Consider the following 20,787-nt stretch of genomic DNA (forward strand, 5'->3'; position numbering starts at 1 on the left):
TAAAAAAATTCGGTTAATGTAGAAATTAACAGCGAGAACATACATTTATATTTTTATCTTGTTCTGGTTATATCAATTTTCAAGGAGCCGATAAGTATGCTGAAGAAAGTTCTGATTGCTAACCGTGGTGAAATTGCAGTCCGTATTGTACGCGCTTGTGCCGAAATGGGTATTCGCTCGGTTGCCATTTACACTGAACCCGATCGTTATGCCTTGCATTTAAAACGGGCTGATGAATCCTATTCATTAGGTGAAGATCCACTTGCGGGATATTTAGATCCGTTACGATTAGTTAATCTTGCTTTAGAAACTGGTTGTGATGCGATTCACCCCGGCTATGGCTTTCTATCTGAAAATGAAGATTTTGCGCGCTATTGTGAAGAAGCAGGTATCGTCTTTATTGGCCCGAAATCATCGGTTATTCATGCGATGGGAGACAAAACACAAGCTCGGGATAGTATGCGGGCTGCTGGTGTGCCCATTACGCCAGGTTCCGATGGTAATCTTGATAATGTCGAACAAGCACTTGTATTGGCTGAAGAATTTGGTTATCCGATCATGATTAAAGCGACCTCGGGTGGCGGTGGTCGTGGTATTCGTCGTTGTGATTCAGCACAGGAATTACGTCAGCAATATCCGCGTGTTATTTCTGAAGCAACCAAAGCCTTTGGTTCAGCCGATGTGTTCCTTGAAAAATGTATTGTTAATCCTCGTCATATAGAAGTACAGGTACTAGCAGATAGCCAGGGTAATGTGATTCATTTATACGAACGTGATTGCTCAATTCAACGTCGTAATCAAAAATTAATCGAAATAGCACCAAGCCCACAATTGACACCCGACCAACGTGAATATATTGGTAGTTTAGCGGTACGCGCTGCGGCTGCGGTAGGCTACGAGAATGCGGGAACCGTCGAGTTTTTGCTCACGGGGAATAAAGTTTATTTTATGGAAATGAATACTCGCGTTCAGGTTGAGCATACTATCACAGAGCAAATTACCGGCGTTGATATTGTTCGTGAACAGCTACGTATCGCATCGGGACTGCCGCTCAGTTATCGTCAGCAGGATATTAGTTATCGCGGTTTTGCGATTCAATTTAGAATTAATGCAGAAGATCCTAAAAACGATTTCTTACCTAGTTTTGGACGAATTTCCCATTATTATGCGCCGGGCGGCCCCGGGGTGCGTGTGGATACGGCTATTTATACGGGGTATGAAATTCCACCTTATTACGATTCTATGTGTATGAAGCTTATTTGTTGGGCGCTAACGTGGGATGAAGTGATTGCCCGAGGTAAACGTGGGCTTGATGATATGCGTTTACGTGGCGTAAAAACGACCGAAACTTATTATCAGCAGATTTTAAACCATCCCGATTTTGCCAAAGGTGTGTTCGATACCAGTTTTGTACCCAATCATCCGGAACTACTGAACTATTCAGAAAAAGGCATTCCGAAAGAGATTGCATTGGCACTCGCGGCGGCAATTACAGCGCATTGCGGATTGTAAATAAAACGCATATAAAATTTAGGCCCATCACAGGGATTAACAAAACTTTGGAGTGAAACCAATGAGCAAAATACAGATTACCGACGTTACACTGCGCGATGCACACCAATCACTAATTGCGACGCGATTACGTACGGAAGATATGCTACCTATTTGTGAAAAACTGGACCAAGCTGGATTTTGGTCATTAGAGGTTTGGGGTGGGGCGACTTTTGATGCCTGTGTTCGTTTTTTAAAGGAAGATCCTTGGGAACGCCTACGTACATTACGTAAAGCGCTACCTAATAGTCGTTTACAAATGTTATTACGCGGTCAAAATTTACTGGGTTACCGTCATTATGCCGATGATGTCGTCGAGGCTTTTGTTCATAAAGCCGCTGAAAACGGTATCGATGTATTTCGTGTATTTGATGCTCTTAACGATTTACGTAATATTGAGACGGCAATGAAAGCTGTTAAACAAGCGGGTAAACATGCGCAGGGGACGATTTGTTACACAACCAGTCCAGTGCATACGGAAGCTTTGTTTGTACAACAGGCGAAAGATCTCGTCGATATGGGCGCCGACTCCATTGTGTTAAAAGATATGGCAGGGTTACTGACTCCTTATGGAACTTATGATCTAGTCAATGCATTAAAATCATCGGTAACCGTGCCGATTATTATTCATAGTCATAGTACTGCGGGTCTGGCGCCATTATGCCAGCTTAAGGCGATTGAAGCCGGAGCAGATGGAATCGATACTGCTATTTCTTCTTTTTCTGGTGGCACTAGTCACCCCGCCTGTGAATCACAGGTCGCTGCTTTGAAAGGGACTGAATATGATACGGGGTTAGACTTAAATAAACTGAGTGATATTGCCGATTACTTTCGTGATGTACGTAAAAAATATCATCAGTTTGAATCAGAATTTACCCGTGAAGATGTCTCGGTACAAATTAACCAAGTACCCGGTGGTATGATGTCGAACCTTGCCAATCAATTAAAGGATCAACATGCGTTAGATAAAATTGATGATGTATTTGCTGAGATACCGCGTGTTCGTGCAGACTTAGGCTTTCCGCCATTAGTCACGCCAACTTCCCAAATTGTAGGTACACAAGCCGTTTATAATGTACTTTCTGGTGAACGTTATAAAACCATTACCAATGAAGTGAAACGTTATTTACAGGGCGGATATGGTAAAGCCCCTGCAGCAGTAGATCGCGATCTTCAGAAAAAAGCAATTGGCAATGAAACCGTAATGGAAGGGCGTCCTGCCGATTTGCTTAAACCAGAAATGTTGCGTTTAAAAGAAGAGATTGGCGATCTTGCTTTGACCGATGAAGACGTACTGACATTTGCAATGTTCCCTGATCTTGGTCGTGATTTCCTAACACAACGAGGAGAAGGTTCATTAGTAGCGGAAGCTCTTATTCCCATGGATAATGCTCAAGCTGATATGGGAGTTGCCAGTGAATTTAAGATTAATGTGTCTGGTGAAAGTTATGATATTGCCGTGACCGGTATTGGTGATTTTGGGGCCGGTAAACGTAAAATATATATGTCGATGGACGGTGTGCCAAGGGAAGTGATTTTTGAATCGCTTAATGAATTTGTTGATGATGGACAACAAAAAAGTCGAAAACGTGCCACAGAGGCGGGTCATGTTACTGCAGCGATGCCAGGTAATGTCGTTGAAGTATTAGTGAAAGAGGGCGAAACCGTCGTTGCAGGTCAAGCTGTGCTGGTGGCTGAAGCAATGAAAATGGAAACGGAGGTTCATGCCAGCATTGCAGGTAAGGTCAAAGCCGTTCATGTTACCAAGGGAGATCGTGTCACACCGGGAGAGATTTTGGTTGAGATTGGCTAATATACCCATTACCAATCAAGATGCATTTATCAGTCACTCGCTCGGATGCCAAGACAAGGCGTAACATGATGTCAAGGACGGGTCCTTATCAAATGTTACAACGCAGTATTGGTATTTGAGCGAGGGACCCGTAGGGCAAGCCATGAGGCAAACATCTTCGTCGTTATAAAGTCTTGATTTAACCCGTTAGATCTTCAACTTTATGCCTAGAATCTGCTCACCTCATGGCTTGCTGATTTTTGCATCTTGAATGGCAATGGGTATATAACTTTCGCTCTTTTATAAAACCTTTAAATCAAGATCACTTAGATTCAAATAGTAAGTGCATAACTTGAATAGGTAGAAAAAGTGGTCAGCTGAATATATGCTAATCGCTTTTCTCCGGCAAGAGATGCAACAATGAAAACATATAATCAACTGACCTATGAGCTAAGATGCCAGATTTATGCATTAAAAAAAATAGGAATAAGCCAAAATAAAATTGCACAGCAATTAAAAGTGAGTCAATCAACTATCAGTCGAGAGCTTTCTCGTAATACAGGAAAGCGAGGTTATCGCATTAAGCAAGCCCAGTCCCTTGCTCAGGGGCGCCGCTTACATTCACGTAAGGCCATTAAAATGACGAGTAACCTCATTGCATTAATTGATTCAAAGATTTATATGAAATGGAGTCCTGAGCAAATATCAGGCTGGTTAAAAGAAGTACACCGCATTCTAATTAGCCATGAAACAATTTATCTACATGTTTGGGCTGATAAGAAACGTGGTGGTCAATTATTTCAACATCTGCGTAGAAAAGGCAAGGCTTACCAATCCCGTAGTAAGGATAAACAGGCAGGTCGCGGCTTTATCAAAAACCGAGTCAGCATTGATGAACGCCCAACGGTTATTGATAATAAAAGCAGAATTGGGGATTGGGAAATAGATTTAGTCATCGGTAAAGGCCACAGTGGTGCATTAGTGACTATCGTTGAACGGAAAACTAGCTTTACAGTCTCTATTCGTGTTGACGACAAATCAGCTAAATCAGTCACCGCTGCGACGATTGCTTTATTACAACCTTATAAAAAAGCCGTACATACGATCACAGCAGATAATGGTAAAGAGTTTGCTTACCATGAAATGATGAGTGAATACTTAGACTGTGGTGTTTATTTTGCAGATCCTTATTGTTCGTGGCAACGAGGTTTGAATGAAAACACGAATGGGTTATTACGGCAATACTGGCCAAAAGCAACAGACTTTAAAAAAGTATCGCAATCAGAAGTTGAAGATGTAATAGTGCAACTGAATGATAGACCAAGGAAAAAGCTAAATTACAAACTACCAGCCAAATTAATGGCTGAACACATGGCAGCTATAGCTGCTTAGTGGTTATGCACTTCAGAGTTGAATCTGCGTCATGAAACTTCAATTGTTTTCTAAGATTACTTTTAAGTTTCATGGTTGCTAATTTATCTATGCTATTCTTGGAGTTTATCTTTAAAGAAAAATACAGTCATAAAGCATAGAGTGAAGAATGCAATACTTGTTATATGTAAAAACCATGCGAGGTACCAGTCAATTTTTCTGGCGTGATCTAAAACAGCTTGTTCATCAAATAAAGTAACCTTGTTCACTTTTTTACGGGTAATAATTCTTGCGTACATAACAACTCTTGTGCCAATTCCTTTATCCCATTCCGGTGCACCTCCTCCACTTTTAGTCATCTCTCGTTCAATATGACGGATTGAAATACGGCCAAAAGTTAAAATTGCAATAGCCCAGAGAATTAAAATTGGAAAACCAATTATAAAGTACCAAACATCAAAGGGGAGGTTTAACATATAAAGTTCCTAATTAGATAATAAGTAATTGCTAGCATTGTACCCACTGGTTGCTAATCCTCGTCCAACAGTATCACCTGCGACAGCCCCCGTGTATCCAGCTGCAAGTCCTGCTCCAATAAGGATTACCCAACCGATAGGAGTTGCGGCGACAGTAAGTCCTAAAGCCCAGCTTACTGCATAGCTACCTAATATTATACCTCCTGCACTGGCTGTTCCAAAAGCAGCTGTTTCTATAGCTGCAGATTTTTGCCAGTTACCCCCTGTCTGGTATTTATCATAAACGTTGGCTGCTCGAAATCCAGCGTCAACACCTAAGCCTATAATACCTGTTCCTTTTGCTATTTTTGTATAACCTTTAAGTAGCTTAAAGTTATAGTGACTTGATAAATCAATTTGACTGCGAAGACGACCTGTTCTAGCTTGATTAATACCACGTGTTGCGTTATTCCAAGCAGACCCCCTTTTCCCTGCCTTGTTAAAGTATTTAGTGATCTCAGTGGTAAATTTTGTGTTTAAAGTTTTATTTAAGTTAGTTGCCCTTTGCTCTAATTTTATAATTTCAGATTTTGGGGCTTTATTTATTGAAGCGATGCGTATACTTTCTAATGTTTTTTGATATTCAGTTACTATTTTTCCGAAGGCCGTTAATCTATTTTCAGCAATACCTACCAAAGCCGCTCCATACCCGTTAAGATTAGAGGGTTGTTGAGGGTCAAACTTCTCTGCTATTTTTAGTGGTGCAAGTTCTGTTTCATAAAATTCTGACGCAGCTATTAGCATATTTGAACTATGCTGAGATAACATTGTAGCTATATTAATGCGTTGTTCATAGGGTAATAAAAGTAGTTCCCTAAATTTAGCGGCTAGTTCAGGGTGTAACTGCTGCCATTTATTTTCTTTGTTATCTATTTTTGAGTAGTCTCTTAGAACGAATGGAACTCCATAAGGAATAAAATTTGCGATTATATGCTTGTTATCTTTCCGAAATAATTGTATTTCCTCATTACTAGAAACTTCAGGTGGGAATTGGGTGTTTCCTTGTTTATTAAAATAGATTTCGATAGTATTTTGCATATATTATTCCTTTAATAATACTCATTAATTAATAAAAAATATTATCAAGCAGTCATTAACTTATCAATGGGGAAATAATATTTTATGATGTGTTTATTTGGTTGTTTTATCCTTATCTATTTTACTTGTTGTGTGTGGTTTAAGGATTCGCGGTATTATCTTTCTACATTCTCAATAACCCAACAATGAGCAATAGAAAATAAATGACTTTCTATCTATTAGCACTGTCGATTTTTTGTGTTTTTCCATACTGTAAATTAACACTGATGCGCCAACCACTTTGGATCTATTTAATGGTGGTAAGTGTTATTAGTGCCTATTACGAAGCGCATATTAATGTATACGGCGTAGTGAGTCTTATTTTTTATGTCGCGTTGTATTTCTGTTTGTTAACCGTAAAAAAAATAATGTTAGGGAGAATAGTAAGCGTTGCTTTTGTTGCTGCGTCCCTAGCGTTGGCATTGCACTATATACCCGGTTTTAATAATTTGCCGATTGTTGTTAATGAAGCGATTAGCACAGATGCGATTGCTTATACCTTATATGCTAACTTTGATAAAGGGATAGCTGGGTTATTATTGGCAGCTTACTTTTTTTCAAGCAATACTGGTACAGTAAAAATAGCCACTGCAAACAATCTTAAAATTCCCCTGTTGATTATCGGTGCAACTATTTTATCGACGCTTATGATGGCTTTAGTACTGGGGTTGGTTCATTTTGATTTTAAAGTGCCTGACTTTTGGTTCGCGTTTATTGCTATTAATCTATTCTTTACCTGTGTTGCTGAAGAAGCTTTATTCCGAGGTATATTGCAACATAAACTTGCTCAGGTTATTACCTCTCCCCGTTTAGCCTTGTTGGCACCGATTATTGTGGCTTGTATTTTTGGTTTAGCACATTTTGTTGGCGGGATTTCTTATATCTTCGTTGCTGCAGTCGCTGGGTTGGGATATGGGACTATTTATTATAAAACGCAGCGCTTAGAGTGGGCTATTTTATGCCATTGGTTGGTGGATGTTTGTCATTTCTTTTTCTTCACCTATCCGATGCTTAACGTGCAAACTTAATTTAAATTGAGAGTACTATGACAAATCAATCTTCCTATGGAAAAGTCATACTGTTAGTCGGGAAAGTGGCTTGTGGTAAAACAACCTACGCAAGAAAAATGGAAGAGCAGTCCGGTGTTATTTTTCTTTCACTTGACGAATTACAGCTTGCTGTTTTTGGACAAACCCCTACAAGAGAGCAACTTGACGATACCTATACGGGGTGTTGTGAATATCAAAAGCATTTGGCGCTTAAATTGGTGAAAAGTGGGCTCGATATTTATTTAGATTGGGGATTTTGGCAGCAGTCTGCTCGACAGGAGGTTCGCTGTTTTTTTGAAAAGGCAGGTTGTGACGTTGTTCAATATTACTTCGATATCCCTGAAGATGTTCGATATGCAAGAAATCGTAAAAGAAACCTCGCGGATGATACTCATTCTTTTAAGATAGAAGAAAAAGATATCACGTTTTTTGATGGTTTTTTTGAAGCACCTGAACTCAGTGAAAACGATAAAGTTTTTACGGTTTAATAAAAGATGTCTTAATATTAGTGAATTTTTACGTCTGTTCACCTTATGATGCGTTAAAAATAAATGACGTCTTGAATATCAAGTAAATGTAAATTATTGTGTGCGTGTCATTTGAATGTAACCGGATAAAAGCGATGTTATCGCTTCGTCATCGTTAATTGAGCATAATGGAATATGAAATTAAATATTAGAAACACGGCTGTTATCTTGGCCTTTTTTTTATCAATAGTACAAGTGTGTCAGGCTGCAGGGGATAATTACGATATTCGATTTAGGACTGTTTTTTATTTTTATCCGGGAAGTGAAGATATTAATCTTTCTCAGGTAAAAAATAGCTTTTCTAGCTTCGAATTTGTCGATCAACTTCCGGAAGTCTCACTTAAACCAGTCGCTTCGTTATCCGTTATTAAAGATGTTAAAAATGCTTATCCAGTACCGGGGTTAGATTATTTAGCGTATTTTGGAAGAGGAGTTGATAAACAGCAAGCCACTCAAATTCAAGCATCAAGTTTAGCGTTAGTTATTGATGTTGCTTATCCGTTGGAAAGTTCCCTATCCTCTTTGAAAAAAGTGACTCAGTCAGTATTTAGTTATGCGGATTCCGTGGGGGCTTTAATTTGGGACTCTGAAACCAGGGAGTTGTTTACTGCGGCAGCTTGGCAGTCTAAAAGACTAAATGCTTGGCGTGGTCTGGTACCCAATATTGATGAGCAAACGGTGATTCATGCTTATCAACATAATGAAGGAATACGCGCGATTACATTGGGGATGGCGAAATTTGGTTTACCCGATATTGTCGTGAATAATTTTTCTTGGTCGCAGAATCGTTCGATGGGGAATCTGATTAATTTTATGGGGCAGTCTTTGATTGAAGGCGTTCTTCCTAATGACAATGATATGCTTGAATTAAATATTAGTGAGCTTAGGGAGACTCGTTTTAAAAAAGAACTCGTTGCCGGTTTGAAAGAGAACGCTGTGTCTAATATTTCGATTCAAATAGGCGATGGCAAATGGGAAAAAGGCGATCCAGAAAATTATATTATAGAAGTTTTATTTAATAATATAGAAGGGACTTCCTTGAGTGAGCAACAAGATACACTGTTATCTAGTTTGTTTGGTTGGGAAGATGAAGTTTCATATGTTAAACATAATAAGTTGATTGAAGCAGCAAGCCAACAAGCAAAAAGTAAACTCAATCAATTAAGAGCTGATTTTAATAATGGACTAAATCCTGGTGAGTTTATTGGATTAAAAGCACCATTCACTACACCTGATGGTGGTGTTGAATGGATGTGGGTAGAAGTGCAGTCCTGGGAAGGGATGAAAATTAAAGGGTTGCTTAAAAACGAACCACTTTATATTCCTTCATTAAAAGGCGGTTCAGAGGTTGATATTAATCAGAATGATATTTTTGATTATATCAGACATTACCCTGACGGGACTTCAGAGGGGAATGAAACAGGGGCATTGATTAAGCAGTTTCAGGTCAATTAATTGTGTTGGGGTTAACCGTACGGTGATGATTACTGTGCTTGTTGTGTCTATACCCGTTACCATTCAAGATGCTGATTTCTGCATCTTGAATGGTAACGGGTATATTAGGTGTGTTGCTGTTTTTCGATAGGGCGTTTTATGCTGGAATTTAAAACTATTTTGTTGTTTGCGATAACTGCCGTTGCCGAGATTGTTGGCTGTTATTTACCGTATCTTTGGCTTAAGCAAGATAAAAGTATTTGGTTACTGGTTCCCGCTACGTTGAGCCTTTCATTATTTGCTTGGTTGTTGACCCTTCACCCCACCGCATCTGGACGCATTTACGCTGGCTATGGCGGTGTTTATATTTTTGTCGCGCTATTATGGTTATGGCTTGTGGATGGGATAAAACCGACCCTATGGGATATGTTCGGGGGATTTGTCGCACTAATTGGCATGGCGATTATTATGTTTTCACCGAGAAACATTTAATTAATGTAACCATTATTTATCTTGCCCAGACAAAGTATCATTAAGTGGCATGGAGATATATTGGCTTAGATCGATTTTTAGTATCGGTGATGGGGTACGTTCGGAGGTGATGTAAAGGTACTTTCCCGATGTATCGAAAGCAATGGCTTCTGCTTGTTTTAATGTTGGGAAGTCAATGCGTTTCGGTGTCTGCGAAAAAGCTGCTAACCAACTTTCATGACCATTTTTTAAATATAAATAAGCGCTTGAATAGGTTAATACGGCGGCCATTGAACCATCTGGTGAGATATCCATGGAGGTTGGCATATTCGAGTAATTAAACATATCAAAAATACCAAGTCGTAGTTTTAGCGGTGACGGGAAATCGGGAATGTCGCCTAGTGGTGTTGCCATCATTAGTTTGGTATTAGCTTGTTGTTTGATAGGCAATGTAAGTAATTGATGGGGTTGTTCTCGTTTGCTTAGGAGCATCACTTGTTGATGGATCGGATCGACTGCAACGGCTTCGATATCTCTTGGTTTATCTGGGTAAGTAAAGTTGACTGTCCATGCTGGTGTTGCGCTAAACTGTTGTTGTATCTGATCGCTTATATTTAAAATAGGCTCCTTGATAAAGTGTAGTTGATAGTTGGTACCTTCGGCGTCATTGTCGCCCGTATCTGCGATAACAATGTAATTAACACCTTGAACCGTCACCGTCGATAAATCTTCCCAATCATGATTTTCTGCATTTAAAATTGTGAGGGTAGCGAGGTGCTTACCTTGTTCATTAACGGCATAAAGTATTGCTTCACTGCCACTGTCATTATTAATCCAAAATATCCCTGCATGAGTACGATAGGCAACAATACCACTGGTTTCATCAATTTGATCGCTAGTAATGTAGCCAGTTAAAAACGGACTAGAGGCAACGGCTTTAGCATTCATCATTGTACATGATGTGATCCATCCGATGGGTAATAGCGCCATAAGCGAAATAATAAGTAGCTTGTTTTTCAGAAAACGTTCCTTAGTTATCATTAATTTAAACCGGTTGATCAGTCTATCCGAAAGCGCGACCACCAACAATATGACTCGCAGTTATGCGATTTGTTTCCATTATTTGAATGTAACTACTCAGGCCGTCGCCCTTTAAGCTTTATTTCATCGTTGAAAAATGCTCTTTTAAACCACTAAACTGCGCTTTTTCGCCTTGAGCTAAATCCCTGAGTAGTTACATTTGAATAACTATTTATGATTCGTCTTGAGACGGGTAAGCTACCTTGATGAATGGCAATAGACAGATGGAGAAACAGCAATGCCAGCATGTACAACCTATTACTTAGCAATGAATGATAAATCGTTACTGTTAGAAAAGACTGAATCGCAAGGGCTGGTGATTGTAGAAGCAGAAATAGATGAATATCGATTCAATCAATTTCTTTATCGATTAGTCGGCAGCGCATGGCAGTGGATTGATAAACTGAGCGTGCCGGACAGTGAATGGAAAGCCTATGTTGAATCACCTTTAGTGAAAACTTGGGTTGGTTATTATAAAGGCGCGGTGGCCGGATATTTTGAGTTAGTTATTCGTGGTGAGGGGAATACTGAAATTGAGTATTTTGGTCTTGCTGAAGCATTTATTGGAAAGGGATTTGGTGGTTATTTTTTGTCACAGGCAATTAAGAAAGCGTGGGCAATACCAGACACAAAACGTGTGGTTGTGCATACTTGTTCACTGGATCATCCCGCTGCACTTAATAATTACAAACGCCGAGGTTTTACCGTTTATAAAACTGAAACAACATCGAGTTAATATTATCGAGAGTGATGGTTAAAGCGAATAATAGAGCACTTTAACCGTGTGTTTTTTAGTCCTGTATCGGTGTAATAGAAATAAGCTGATCTTGTACGGTCAATTCAATAATAGTTTCCTGTTTTTCTTTATCGTGCAAATAACGAACAGTAGGAAAATCCATTGTTTCTTTAATACAGCAACCAACGAGATGATGTTGACGACGCTCTGGTAATGACCAATCGATATGGACGACGTCTTTGCTGGCATCGGATTCAATCGCTCTTTCTGGAATATTAAGTTCACCTTCATAACCATGTACTAACGTTGGCAATATATCTGAGTGGCTGATGACATGACATTTGTATGGATCAATACCATTGGCCGGATCAGTTAGGGATATTGTGTTGTTATTCGTCCTTTGGCTCGCATTTAATGGGCTATGTAAACGCCAGTTCAATTTCTTGTCTTCATTTAATACAAGGTTATCAACGATGATCAAACCATAGCCATCGACTAATACCAAGCTTCTGAAGAAACGTTGTAGTGGTTTATCGTAAGACTCACTTAAATCGAAGGTGACAATATGGTAGTTCGATTCACTACGGATCTGCACCATATGCGCAGTGGCACTTTGATCATCGAGTTTTTGTCCTTGCCCGTCAATTAAGGGCAGGTTATGAGCAATAGTTTGACGCGTCCATTGGCTATGATGTTTGCTGCCAAAGCGATAGCCGTAGCTACCGGTGGGAACAAGTATACCTATATTTTTATCAAAAAAGCCGATATTACCTTGATCGCCATGACGGTGAGAACTATTGCCAAATACACTTGCCCGATAATACAGCGCCATTTGCTGCTGAGTTAATTTACCTAAACCGGCATGAGCGTAAAAATGACTGAGCACGCGTTGTTCTGCTTGCTTTGTTTCGTCTGGTATTTTACTTTTAACGGCGGTATTAAATTCGATTTGTTTAACCGTTGGTACAACATCGAGTAAATGTAAGCGATAGTCGCTGATTTTGTCTTCGAGTGCTTGTGATTGTTGAAAATCTGCATGATTCCCAAATCGTCCCGCATAAATTCTTAGTGGATTTTGAGCGAAAAATCCTGGCCATTCTTTGCCATCTGTACGACACCAAAAACCATCCCCAAAAGGGTGAGTTTGTTGATCAGGGGCAATAAAGTCTTGGGCAAAATGGAGGAAGTTTTTATAAAAAGGGTGTTGATAAAACGAGAAGCCAGATAACCGTTCAGTGGCTAAAAAGAACGGGTGGTACCATTTGCTATAGGTTGATGCGTAAAAGGATCCTTCAACCCAGCTTCCATCGACACCACCGTAAAAGGGGAAGATCCCTCGGAATATAGTGAGTGCTTCTGTTAACCAAGACTGGCATTCTTCACGATCATGTTCTCGATACAGTGTTAATGCCGCTAGGCCTAAATAACCCGGCAAACGGGATGTATGTGAATGACCTGGATATTGTTTAAAGTTATCTTCATTCAGCCGTTCTATCATTTGTCGAGCAATGCGGACTAACATCGGGCGGATAAACAAGGATTTTTCGTCTGCTGTCAATAGTGGACTTAACCAATGGTAAGCAAGAAATAGGTTACGTGCCAATGAGCAACCGACTTCATCTCCCCAAGTACAAGGCCGTAATAATGAGGCGGGACCTTCTGGACTCCATTCTGCTAGTTTTAATAATCGGTTGATCGCTTCGGCGCCATGTACTTCTTCTCCCCATATTTTATAGAGCAGTGTATGAACCATTAAATCTCGGTCAATCCAGAGTCTGGCATTGGCAATTGCTTCTCGTTTTCCTTCTTCTTGACCTCGTTGATAATGATTCGGATAAGTGATGCCGGTAATGGGAAGTGAGAGTGAAGCGGTCTGTTTTAGTTTTGCGTAAATATCCGTGGAATAGTGTTTGATCGTGTCGATATCTTCATCGAAATACATTAGCCATTGTTCGCGGTCATCACAGAGGTCGAACAGTTGTTGTGCCGTTGGTGCTAAATAGTTATCTAATTGTGCGGTGATTTGAAAGTCAATCCATTCAGACGCTTGGTCTCGCTTGTTGGCTTCGTGTGTAATTAACCGCCATTGATAATCGCCAAGTGGTAAGGTGTGATCAAGTTGCATTGGCGAGTTTACTTGTTCCCAAGTCCATTGCTCATTGCTTGAAATATTTTTTAGTTCGAGTCGATATTGTTGAGCGTCAATGTTTTCGGGCCAATTAAAACTAGGTGGATTGACTGCGGCAGGGTAACTTGGACTCGGTGACAAATGGACTTGAAAGTCATGGGTTCTGGAAAATTTAATCATTGTTTTTCCCTTTGTTAAACCAGTGGTATTCGCCCGTTTTGGGATCGATACTGCCTATCACGTTAGCGGGGGTGCCAGCGGCGATGGCATAGGCTGGAATGTCTTTTGTGACCACTGAATTTGCACAGATAAGTGCGCATTTTCCGATATGGCAACCGGGTGTGACTGTTACGCCGCCGGTTAGCCAAACACCGTCTTCGATAATGACTTTGCCAGAAACTTCATCGGTTCTTGCGCTGAAAAAATCGTCTGCTGGATTGAATAGATGGTTTGAACCGACAATATTGGCATGGGGACCGATTAATACATTTTCGCCAATTTGAATATCACCATTTACATAGCTGTACAAACCGATATAGGATTTTTTCCCTATTTGATTGTCTTTAATACGAACGATAGCCCCAGGGGAAATCCTAACATCTTCGCCATGTTGGCCAAGTATTTGTGCGCGTTTGGTATCGTCATGGTAGTTATTACTTTGATTACAATAGAGCGTGAATTTTCGGAATTCTTCATCACTTAACTCACCACCATGTTGTTTTTGTACGGACATAAGTTGGCTCCATTACTGAATTTTTTGAACAGACAGGGGCTCAGTGTTGAGCCCCTGAGGTTGTTATATTTCGGGGTTACTCTGAAATATAGTATTGTTCTTTCAAATGATAGAAAGGACTTTTGTACACTGAGTAAAGTTTTTTAGGTACATTGTGCATACGGTTACTCACAACAGCTGGAGAAGGAGTGTAACGTAGCAGACCAATCGCCCATAGGTTCTCAGCGTGAAGTTTCATTACTTCGTCTACTTTAGCAGCGAAGGCTTTTTTATCCGCTTCTTTCAATAACGCTTCGTAATCATCAGCTAACTCTTGCATTTCAGGTGTTAGTTTTCTACCACTTTCACCTTTAGACAGATAATAAGCCGATTGTTTAGGCGCATAGTTATTTTCAGACATAACAGGGAAGTAGTTATTCGCACCAAATAATGGATTTAAACCAGAGGTATTGTTATGTAATACCATTTGATAATCACCACCACGACGAATTTGCTCAAAGTAACTTTTCTCATCAGAACGCATGATAAAGCGTAAACCGAGTTTATCCATATCAGCTTTCATTAGGATTGCACCTTCTTCTGATATTTTACGGCCCGCTTGGAAATGCACTAAGAAGGTTAAATTTTTACCGTCTTTACCTAAGCGATATTTTTCAGAATCTCGCTCAGTTAAACCAAGTGCGTCTAACATTTTATTGGCTTTAACACGATCCATTTTAGTGTAAGCTTCACTTGTTTCAAGACTACCACCGGGTGATGTTGGTAAAAGAACAGATTGCGCTGGCGTAGAAAGACCGACACCTAAAATCTGATTTTGTGTATCACGGTCCATGCCTAAAGAAAGCGCCTGACGGAAACTTTTATCACGCATTAAGCGTTGAACTTCTTTATCTTCACCGGTGTAATCTTGGTTTGGATAAAGTACTAACATATTAGCGTGATCATCGAGTTCCATCATACGCGTCTTGTAATTACCCTGCGCTTCACCTTTTTTCAATGCGGTGAAATCACTGGTTAACTTAGAGATTCGATCCATATCAACTTCACCCGCAAGTGCTTTTAGGATCCTAACCTGTGGTTCTGCCGTTAATGGCCAAGACATTCCGTCGATATAAGGTAATTGGTTACCTGCTGTATCAACTTTCCAGTAATACGGGTTACGTATTGCCTGCTGCTGAAGTTCTTGAGGATCGGTATTGTAAACCCAAGTATAAAGAACGGGTAAATCCGGATTAGTATTTGCACGTGTATTCCAACGGTTGTGGAATAGTTGGCGCCAATCGGTCATACCTGCATCTTCAATTTTCTTCGCAAGTTCATCTTTGTCTGCAAACTTGGGAAGATAATTTTTTAAGTAATGCATGGGGGTTTGAGGGAGACGAAACTCCATGGTAGAACGTTGGTGCATTTCAATAAAGTTTGGGTTAGACGCTTTGTAAGTTAATTGAAAAGTTTGTGCATCAATAATTTTTAGCTTAGCAGTCTCACCGGCGGATTTAAATAGAGATTTAACACTTGGATTTAGATCTTTATTTAGCTCAACCTCATTGTACCAAAAGGCAACATCAGCGGTTGTGAATGGCATACCGTCTGACCACTTCATTCCTTTACGTAAAGTGAAAGTATAAGTACGCTTATCGTCAGACAGTTCAAAAGATTCCGCTAAGTTAGGGACATATTCTTGATTATCATCAAGTGAAACAAGAGGTTCATTACTCCATTCATGAAATTGATAGTTTGGTTCAATACGACGCCAAACACCACCGTATTTACCCACTTCGTCGATTGGGGTTATTACCATTGGGTTATCTGGAAGACGTTTATCTACAGAAGGAAGTTCGCCTTTATCAACCAGCGCTGTTAATGATGGTGCTTCTTGGTAAGCCCACGCATTCAATGAGCCTAACAGTAGCCCCATTGTTATAAGTTTACGTTTCATACAATTTCCTCATCATGTTTGTAATATATATCTTCAACAAAGTGGCAAGCACTCTCTCTCAATATCTCTTTACCATTGAACGTGTCGGTGAATTCCCGTAATGCTGGTACTTCAGTCCTACACTTATCGGTCGCGTATTTACAACGATTATGGAAAGCACACCCTGGTGGGGGATTAGCTGCATCAGGAATTTCTCCCGCCAGAATATCGCTGCGAATTTGTCGTTCGTTAATGTCAGGAATTGCATACATTAACGCTTCGGTATAAGGGTGTAACGGTCTGTGAAATAGCGCATCGGTTTCAGCTACTTCTACAATTCTGCCTAGGTACATCACGCCAACACGGTCACAGATGTATTTAATGACGCTTAAGTCATGTGAGATAAACAGATAGGAAAGATTCATTTTATCTTTAAGTTCGGCGAGAATTTCGAGGATTTGCGCTTGAACAGAGACATCTAATGCACTCACCGCTTCATCGGCTACGATAAAGCGTGGATGGGTTATTAGTGAGCGGGCAATACCAATTCGCTGACGTTGTCCACCGGAAAATGCATGGGGGTAACGCATTAAGTGCGAGCTTCTTAGGTCAACTTGTTCAATCATATGTTTAGCTTGTTCAAACAGATACTCTTTATCCGTATGGCCTGCTAACCTGAGTGGTTCTTCCAGAATTTCTTGAATCGTCATTCTTGGGGAAAGCGAAGAATAAGGGTCTTGAAATATCATTTGTACTTCTTGACGGTAAGGGCGAAGTTCATCACTTGTCATTGGAACAAGATTGATTTTTTTACCGCTTTTGCTGTCGAAAATGACTTTACCGCCAGTGGGCTCAATCGCCTTTAACACAGCGCGACCAACGGTTGTTTTACCACAGCCGGACTCCCCAACTAAACCAAATGTTTCATTGGGAAAGACCTTAAAACTGACGCCATCAACCGCTTTGATTACGCCTGCTCGACGGCTAAATGCACCGCCTTTCATACTGAAGTGCATTTGTAGCCCTTCAACTTCTACTAGTGGGGTCGTGTTATAATCCATAATTTATGCCTCGAAACATCTGACCTTGTGGTCATTTTCATGTGTAACAAAAGGAGGTACTTCTTTGCGACATTTTGCGGTTGCTTTGTCACAGCGCATCCAAAATGGGCATCCCGTAATTTTACTGTAAGGATCCGGTATACTGCCTTTAATGGGCTTAAGTGGCTCGTTGGTATGAAGTGTCGGAATTGAGTCTATCAATGCTTTGGTATAAGGATGTTTGGGGTCTTTTAAAACTTGATCCGTTGTGCCTTGTTCAACAATATAGCCAAGATAAAATACCGCTATTTCATCAACCATATTGGCAACAACGGCCAAATCATGGGTGATAAGCACTAATGCCATATTCTCTTCTCGTTGAATATCTTTGATAAGGCCAAGGATTTGCGCCTGAATCGTTACATCCAATGCGGTTGTTGGTTCATCTGCAAATAGCAGGCGTACGCCCATTGCAATCATGACACGTTGTCGCATACCGCCGGATAATTGGAATGTGTAGTCATCATAAACTTCACGAGCACGGGGAACTCGCGCACGTTCCAACATACTAATGGCATGCTCTTTAGCTTCTTTTTTGGTCATTGACGTGTGTTGCCTGATTAATTCACTCATCTGGCTACCCACTGTATGGATTGGACTCAGGCTACTCATTGGCTTTTGAAAAATCATCGAAATTTCTTTACCACGGATTTTGTTAATTTCTTTTCCGTTTTGTTTTGTTTTTAGTACATGAAACGGTGTGTCATTGCGATGATAAATCACATCACCCTTGGTGACGGTAAACATCGGTTCGGGTAATAAGCGAATAGGTAAACGTGCGGTAACACTTTTACCACAGCCAGATTCGCCAACAATCCCGAGGCTCATGCCTTCATAAATAGTCAGGTCTATATCATTAAGTGTGTTTGTTTTTCCCTCAATGGTATGAAACTGACCGGCAACATTTTTATATTCAAGTAGTTTTTTACGCATAATTTAAGCTCTATTCATGTAAGGGTCAGCGGCGTCACGTAGACCGTCACCAAGGAAGTTGAAAAACAGTACAATTGCAATCACGAATAATGCGGGATAAAGCACCCAAGGGTTGTTAGCAATAACGGTGATACTCTGCGCTTCCTGTAGTAATACGCCCCAACTTACAACGGGGGGCGTAGTCCTATGCCTAAAAAGCTTAAAGAGGTTTCCGCAATGATCATCGCTGGGATACTTAAGGTTGCCTGTGCGATAATGAAGCTCGTTGCACCTGGTATTAAATGTTTACGAATAATGTATGAATTGCTTGCCCCCGAGAGTATTGCTGCTTCGGTATATTTTTCTTCTTTCAAACGCATCACAATACCGCGTACGACACGGCCTATACCTGTCCAGCCAATCAATGATAAAATTAATGTAATCATGAAGTAGACAACTAATGGAGACCATGAGGGTGGTAGTGATGCCGCCAGTGCCATCCATAATGGAATAGATGGGAATGACATCAGTACTTCAATTAACCGTTGAATTAATGTGTCTGTTCGACCCCCATAAAAACCGGAAATACCGCCTAATATGGTGCCAAATATTAAGCTTAGAAATACCCCAACTAAGCCGATTGACAGTGAAATTCTGGCGCCATGTAATACTTTACTGTAGATATCTCTTCCGAGTTTATCTGAGCCCATTAAGAATAAAGGCGCTCGTTCATCAACCCCCATTAGATGAAGATCCGTTTTAATTATTCCGAGGAATGTGTATTCATAGCTGCGGAAAAAGAATTGAATCGGGTAGGCTTCGTCACCTGTGGATTATTCATACTCCAGCGTCTCCATATTTATTTTACGTGTAATATTGTTCACATAGGGACGCGTGAAATTGCCTTCTTTATCAAACCAGTGAATTTCAGTCGGTGCTACGTAGGAATACTTTGCACTGAATGTATTGATATCTTGCACACTAAAAAAGTGAGCAAAAATGGCGACGAAGTAAAATATGGCGATCATTATTGCGCTGAATAGGGCAACCTTGTGTTGTTTAAATCTAAGCCACATCAAACGTTTCTTAGATGCATAGGCAACTTCACTGGTTGTATCTAGCTCTTCTAAATTTTCAGCTAAGCTATCCGGCTCATTATAGGTTTTAGATGTCATGGTAATTCCTTAAGAAAGACGAATACGTGGATCTAGCAACGCAAGAATAATGTCTGATAGCAACGTACCGATTATCGTGAGTACAGCTAACATCATCAGGAAAGTCCCTGCTAAATACATATATTGACCTTGGAGCGCCTGTAATAAATAAGGACCTGTTGTTGGTAAGCTAAGTACAATTGCGACAATCGCACTGCCAGAGACTAAATTAGGCAGTTGCCACCCAATGGTCGATGCAAGGGGCGTTACCGCATGTCGAACAGGGTATTTAAGAATAACTTTGTAGGTCGGCAACCCTTTTGAACGTGCTGTATCGACGTAAGGTTTATGCAATTCATCCATCATGGTTGCGCGCATAATACGGATTTAACTGGCTGTACCCGCTGTTCCCACCACAATGACTGGGATCCAGATGTGGCTAAGCGCATCGTATAATTTGTCCATATCCCAGGCAGCATTGATGTATTCGGGGGAGAATAATCCAGAGAAAGGTTGTCCGAACCATTCGAGAGAAAAGTACATGAGCAATAATGCGAGTAGGAAGTTTGGTACTGCTAAGCCGAGGAATCCAAAAAAGCTTACTACATAGTCAAATACGGTATACGGCCTCATTGCCGAGATGATTCCAGTAAAAAATGTCGTGACCAAGGTGAATATAAGCGTGACGAATGTAATTAAAAAAGTCAGTCCTAATTTACCCCAGATAAGGTCACTAACGGGTTTTTGATGTTGGAATGAATAACCAAAATCCCCATGTGGAAAACCACTTATCCATTGAAAGTAATTCACAATCATACTGTCACTAATACCTAACTCTGCTTGGATACTTGCACGAAGTGCATCAACATCGGTAATTGATCCATCAATGATCATTCGTTCTGAAATGTAGGCATCAACAAAGTCGCCAGGTGGTAGCTGGATAAGAATAAATGAAACGATTGATATGATTATCAGTGTTGGTATGGATACCAGAAAACGTCGCAATATATATTGCAGCATGGAACCTCCTTAATGAATCTTTGTAAAAAGTGCAGTGTTACCTGCCAAGTGTTTTGCGACTTATCTCTTTTTTTAGATACAAGTTAGCGTATAAAAAAACATTTTTCGGATAATTGTTTTGTATAAATATTGCTCATTTAATTGTCTGATTTGATCACTATCTGATAGTTAGTATTAGTGTTGGGCTATAAAAATGTATATGCGACTCATTAAGTATTT

At 40.2% G+C, this 20,787-nt stretch carries 20 protein-coding genes; 8 read left to right on the forward strand and 12 right to left on the reverse strand.

The features are described from left to right. Window positions 1–96 precede the first annotated feature (96 nt). The 3 genes from ACR30L_RS04520 to ACR30L_RS04530 all read left to right on the forward strand — a co-directional run bounded on the left by ACR30L_RS04520 (window position 97) and on the right by ACR30L_RS04530 (window position 4,735). Complete coding sequence (locus ACR30L_RS04520; RefSeq protein ID WP_435236851.1) at window positions 97–1,512, forward strand: acetyl-CoA carboxylase biotin carboxylase subunit; 1,416 nt, start codon at window positions 97–99, stop codon at window positions 1,510–1,512. Window positions 1,513–1,573: 61 nt separating this feature from the next. Then, on the forward strand, window positions 1,574–3,364 hold the full coding sequence (oadA, locus tag ACR30L_RS04525) for a sodium-extruding oxaloacetate decarboxylase subunit alpha (protein ID WP_435236852.1): 1,791 nt from the start codon (window positions 1,574–1,576) through the stop codon (window positions 3,362–3,364). A 399-nt stretch (window positions 3,365–3,763) separates the two neighbouring features. Further along, the gene (locus ACR30L_RS04530) at window positions 3,764–4,735 is read left to right on the forward strand and encodes an IS30 family transposase (protein ID WP_435236853.1); all 972 of its coding nucleotides are present in this window, start codon (window positions 3,764–3,766) and stop codon (window positions 4,733–4,735) included. Window positions 4,736–4,827: 92 nt separating this feature from the next. Here ACR30L_RS04530 and ACR30L_RS04535 read toward each other — a convergent pair whose 3' ends face one another. Both ACR30L_RS04535 and ACR30L_RS04540 read right to left on the reverse strand, forming a co-directional pair. Further along, a complete protein-coding gene (locus ACR30L_RS04535) occupies window positions 4,828–5,190 on the reverse strand; it encodes a hypothetical protein (protein ID WP_435236854.1) in 363 nt (120 codons plus the stop codon). A gap of 9 nt (window positions 5,191–5,199) precedes the next feature. After that, the gene (locus tag ACR30L_RS04540; protein ID WP_435236855.1) at window positions 5,200–6,267 is read right to left on the reverse strand and encodes a hypothetical protein; all 1,068 of its coding nucleotides are present in this window, start codon (window positions 6,265–6,267) and stop codon (window positions 5,200–5,202) included. Between the two features lie 203 nt (window positions 6,268–6,470). On the opposite strand from ACR30L_RS04540, the gene ACR30L_RS04545 reads away from it, so the two are divergent. The 4 genes from ACR30L_RS04545 to ACR30L_RS04560 all read left to right on the forward strand — a co-directional run bounded on the left by ACR30L_RS04545 (window position 6,471) and on the right by ACR30L_RS04560 (window position 9,808). Next, window positions 6,471–7,334: a CPBP family intramembrane glutamic endopeptidase gene (locus tag ACR30L_RS04545; protein WP_435236856.1), complete on the forward strand. Its 864-nt coding sequence runs from the start codon at window positions 6,471–6,473 to the stop codon at window positions 7,332–7,334. Window positions 7,335–7,351: 17 nt separating this feature from the next. After that, the gene (locus ACR30L_RS04550; RefSeq protein ID WP_435236857.1) at window positions 7,352–7,843 is read left to right on the forward strand and encodes an ATP-binding protein; all 492 of its coding nucleotides are present in this window, start codon (window positions 7,352–7,354) and stop codon (window positions 7,841–7,843) included. Window positions 7,844–8,017: 174 nt separating this feature from the next. Beyond that, window positions 8,018–9,337: a DUF2314 domain-containing protein gene (locus ACR30L_RS04555; protein ID WP_435236858.1), complete on the forward strand. Its 1,320-nt coding sequence runs from the start codon at window positions 8,018–8,020 to the stop codon at window positions 9,335–9,337. Between the two features lie 138 nt (window positions 9,338–9,475). Next, the gene (locus ACR30L_RS04560; RefSeq protein WP_435236859.1) at window positions 9,476–9,808 is read left to right on the forward strand and encodes a YnfA family protein; all 333 of its coding nucleotides are present in this window, start codon (window positions 9,476–9,478) and stop codon (window positions 9,806–9,808) included. Window positions 9,809–9,820: 12 nt separating this feature from the next. Here ACR30L_RS04560 and ACR30L_RS04565 read toward each other — a convergent pair whose 3' ends face one another. After that, a complete protein-coding gene (locus tag ACR30L_RS04565; protein ID WP_435236860.1) occupies window positions 9,821–10,828 on the reverse strand; it encodes a hypothetical protein in 1,008 nt (335 codons plus the stop codon). A 277-nt stretch (window positions 10,829–11,105) separates the two neighbouring features. Here ACR30L_RS04565 and ACR30L_RS04570 point away from each other — a divergent pair, with 277 nt between their 5' ends. Continuing rightward, window positions 11,106–11,603: a GNAT family N-acetyltransferase gene (locus ACR30L_RS04570; protein ID WP_435236861.1), complete on the forward strand. Its 498-nt coding sequence runs from the start codon at window positions 11,106–11,108 to the stop codon at window positions 11,601–11,603. 55 nt (window positions 11,604–11,658) lie between these two features. On the opposite strand, the gene ACR30L_RS04575 is transcribed toward ACR30L_RS04570, so the two are convergent. The 9 genes from ACR30L_RS04575 to ACR30L_RS04615 all read right to left on the reverse strand — a co-directional run bounded on the left by ACR30L_RS04575 (window position 11,659) and on the right by ACR30L_RS04615 (window position 20,568). Continuing rightward, entirely contained in the window at window positions 11,659–13,911 is a 2,253-nt protein-coding gene (locus ACR30L_RS04575) for a heparinase II/III domain-containing protein (RefSeq protein WP_435236862.1), read from the reverse strand. Continuing rightward, on the reverse strand, window positions 13,904–14,464 hold the full coding sequence (locus ACR30L_RS04580; protein WP_435236863.1) for an acyltransferase: 561 nt from the start codon (window positions 14,462–14,464) through the stop codon (window positions 13,904–13,906). Before ACR30L_RS04580 ends, ACR30L_RS04575 begins: the two co-directional genes overlap by 8 nt. Before the next feature lie 76 nt (window positions 14,465–14,540). Further along, window positions 14,541–16,403: an ABC transporter substrate-binding protein gene (locus tag ACR30L_RS04585; RefSeq protein ID WP_435236864.1), complete on the reverse strand. Its 1,863-nt coding sequence runs from the start codon at window positions 16,401–16,403 to the stop codon at window positions 14,541–14,543. After that, entirely contained in the window at window positions 16,400–17,443 is a 1,044-nt protein-coding gene (locus ACR30L_RS04590) for an ABC transporter ATP-binding protein (RefSeq protein WP_435236865.1), read from the reverse strand. The genes ACR30L_RS04585 and ACR30L_RS04590 overlap by 4 nt, the downstream gene beginning before the upstream one ends. A gap of 3 nt (window positions 17,444–17,446) precedes the next feature. Then, entirely contained in the window at window positions 17,447–18,415 is a 969-nt protein-coding gene (locus ACR30L_RS04595; protein ID WP_435236866.1) for an ABC transporter ATP-binding protein, read from the reverse strand. Between the two features lie 164 nt (window positions 18,416–18,579). Then, the gene (locus ACR30L_RS04600; RefSeq protein ID WP_435236867.1) at window positions 18,580–19,137 is read right to left on the reverse strand and encodes an ABC transporter permease; all 558 of its coding nucleotides are present in this window, start codon (window positions 19,135–19,137) and stop codon (window positions 18,580–18,582) included. Between the two features lie 90 nt (window positions 19,138–19,227). Further along, a complete protein-coding gene (locus ACR30L_RS04605) occupies window positions 19,228–19,569 on the reverse strand; it encodes a hypothetical protein (RefSeq protein WP_435236868.1) in 342 nt (113 codons plus the stop codon). 9 nt (window positions 19,570–19,578) lie between these two features. Continuing rightward, on the reverse strand, window positions 19,579–19,926 hold the full coding sequence (locus ACR30L_RS04610) for an ABC transporter permease subunit (RefSeq protein WP_435236869.1): 348 nt from the start codon (window positions 19,924–19,926) through the stop codon (window positions 19,579–19,581). Between the two features lie 9 nt (window positions 19,927–19,935). Further along, window positions 19,936–20,568, reverse strand: a complete 633-nt coding sequence (locus tag ACR30L_RS04615; protein ID WP_435236870.1) for an ABC transporter permease — start codon at window positions 20,566–20,568, stop codon at window positions 19,936–19,938. Between the last annotated feature and the right edge of the window lie 219 nt (window positions 20,569–20,787).

This window comes from Psychromonas saccharinae (assembly GCF_051201515.1).
In the GTDB taxonomy this organism is placed as follows: domain Bacteria; phylum Pseudomonadota; class Gammaproteobacteria; order Enterobacterales; family Psychromonadaceae; genus Psychromonas.

Bases quoted from the DNA above. Each gene is read 5' to 3' on its own strand.
- ACR30L_RS04520 (WP_435236851.1), top strand. From the start codon at position 97: ATGCTGAAGAAAGTTCTGATTGCTAACCGTGGTGAAATTGCAGTCCGT.
- ACR30L_RS04610 (WP_435236869.1), bottom strand. From the start codon at position 19,926: ATGCGCGCAACCATGATGGATGAATTGCATAAACCTTACGTCGATACA.
- ACR30L_RS04560 (WP_435236859.1), top strand. From the start codon at position 9,476: ATGCTGGAATTTAAAACTATTTTGTTGTTTGCGATAACTGCCGTTGCC.
- ACR30L_RS04540 (WP_435236855.1), bottom strand. From the start codon at position 6,267: ATGCAAAATACTATCGAAATCTATTTTAATAAACAAGGAAACACCCAA.
- ACR30L_RS04535 (WP_435236854.1), bottom strand. From the start codon at position 5,190: ATGTTAAACCTCCCCTTTGATGTTTGGTACTTTATAATTGGTTTTCCA.
- ACR30L_RS04530 (WP_435236853.1), top strand. From the start codon at position 3,764: ATGAAAACATATAATCAACTGACCTATGAGCTAAGATGCCAGATTTAT.
- ACR30L_RS04585 (WP_435236864.1), bottom strand. From the start codon at position 16,403: ATGAAACGTAAACTTATAACAATGGGGCTACTGTTAGGCTCATTGAAT.
- ACR30L_RS04580 (WP_435236863.1), bottom strand. From the start codon at position 14,464: ATGTCCGTACAAAAACAACATGGTGGTGAGTTAAGTGATGAAGAATTC.
- ACR30L_RS04555 (WP_435236858.1), top strand. From the start codon at position 8,018: ATGAAATTAAATATTAGAAACACGGCTGTTATCTTGGCCTTTTTTTTA.
- ACR30L_RS04570 (WP_435236861.1), top strand. From the start codon at position 11,106: ATGCCAGCATGTACAACCTATTACTTAGCAATGAATGATAAATCGTTA.
- ACR30L_RS04545 (WP_435236856.1), top strand. From the start codon at position 6,471: ATGACTTTCTATCTATTAGCACTGTCGATTTTTTGTGTTTTTCCATAC.
- ACR30L_RS04550 (WP_435236857.1), top strand. From the start codon at position 7,352: ATGACAAATCAATCTTCCTATGGAAAAGTCATACTGTTAGTCGGGAAA.
- oadA (WP_435236852.1), top strand. From the start codon at position 1,574: ATGAGCAAAATACAGATTACCGACGTTACACTGCGCGATGCACACCAA.
- ACR30L_RS04600 (WP_435236867.1), bottom strand. From the start codon at position 19,137: ATGGGGGTTGATGAACGAGCGCCTTTATTCTTAATGGGCTCAGATAAA.
- ACR30L_RS04605 (WP_435236868.1), bottom strand. From the start codon at position 19,569: ATGACATCTAAAACCTATAATGAGCCGGATAGCTTAGCTGAAAATTTA.
- ACR30L_RS04565 (WP_435236860.1), bottom strand. From the start codon at position 10,828: ATGATAACTAAGGAACGTTTTCTGAAAAACAAGCTACTTATTATTTCG.
- ACR30L_RS04615 (WP_435236870.1), bottom strand. From the start codon at position 20,568: ATGCTGCAATATATATTGCGACGTTTTCTGGTATCCATACCAACACTG.
- ACR30L_RS04590 (WP_435236865.1), bottom strand. From the start codon at position 17,443: ATGGATTATAACACGACCCCACTAGTAGAAGTTGAAGGGCTACAAATG.
- ACR30L_RS04575 (WP_435236862.1), bottom strand. From the start codon at position 13,911: ATGATTAAATTTTCCAGAACCCATGACTTTCAAGTCCATTTGTCACCG.
- ACR30L_RS04595 (WP_435236866.1), bottom strand. From the start codon at position 18,415: ATGCGTAAAAAACTACTTGAATATAAAAATGTTGCCGGTCAGTTTCAT.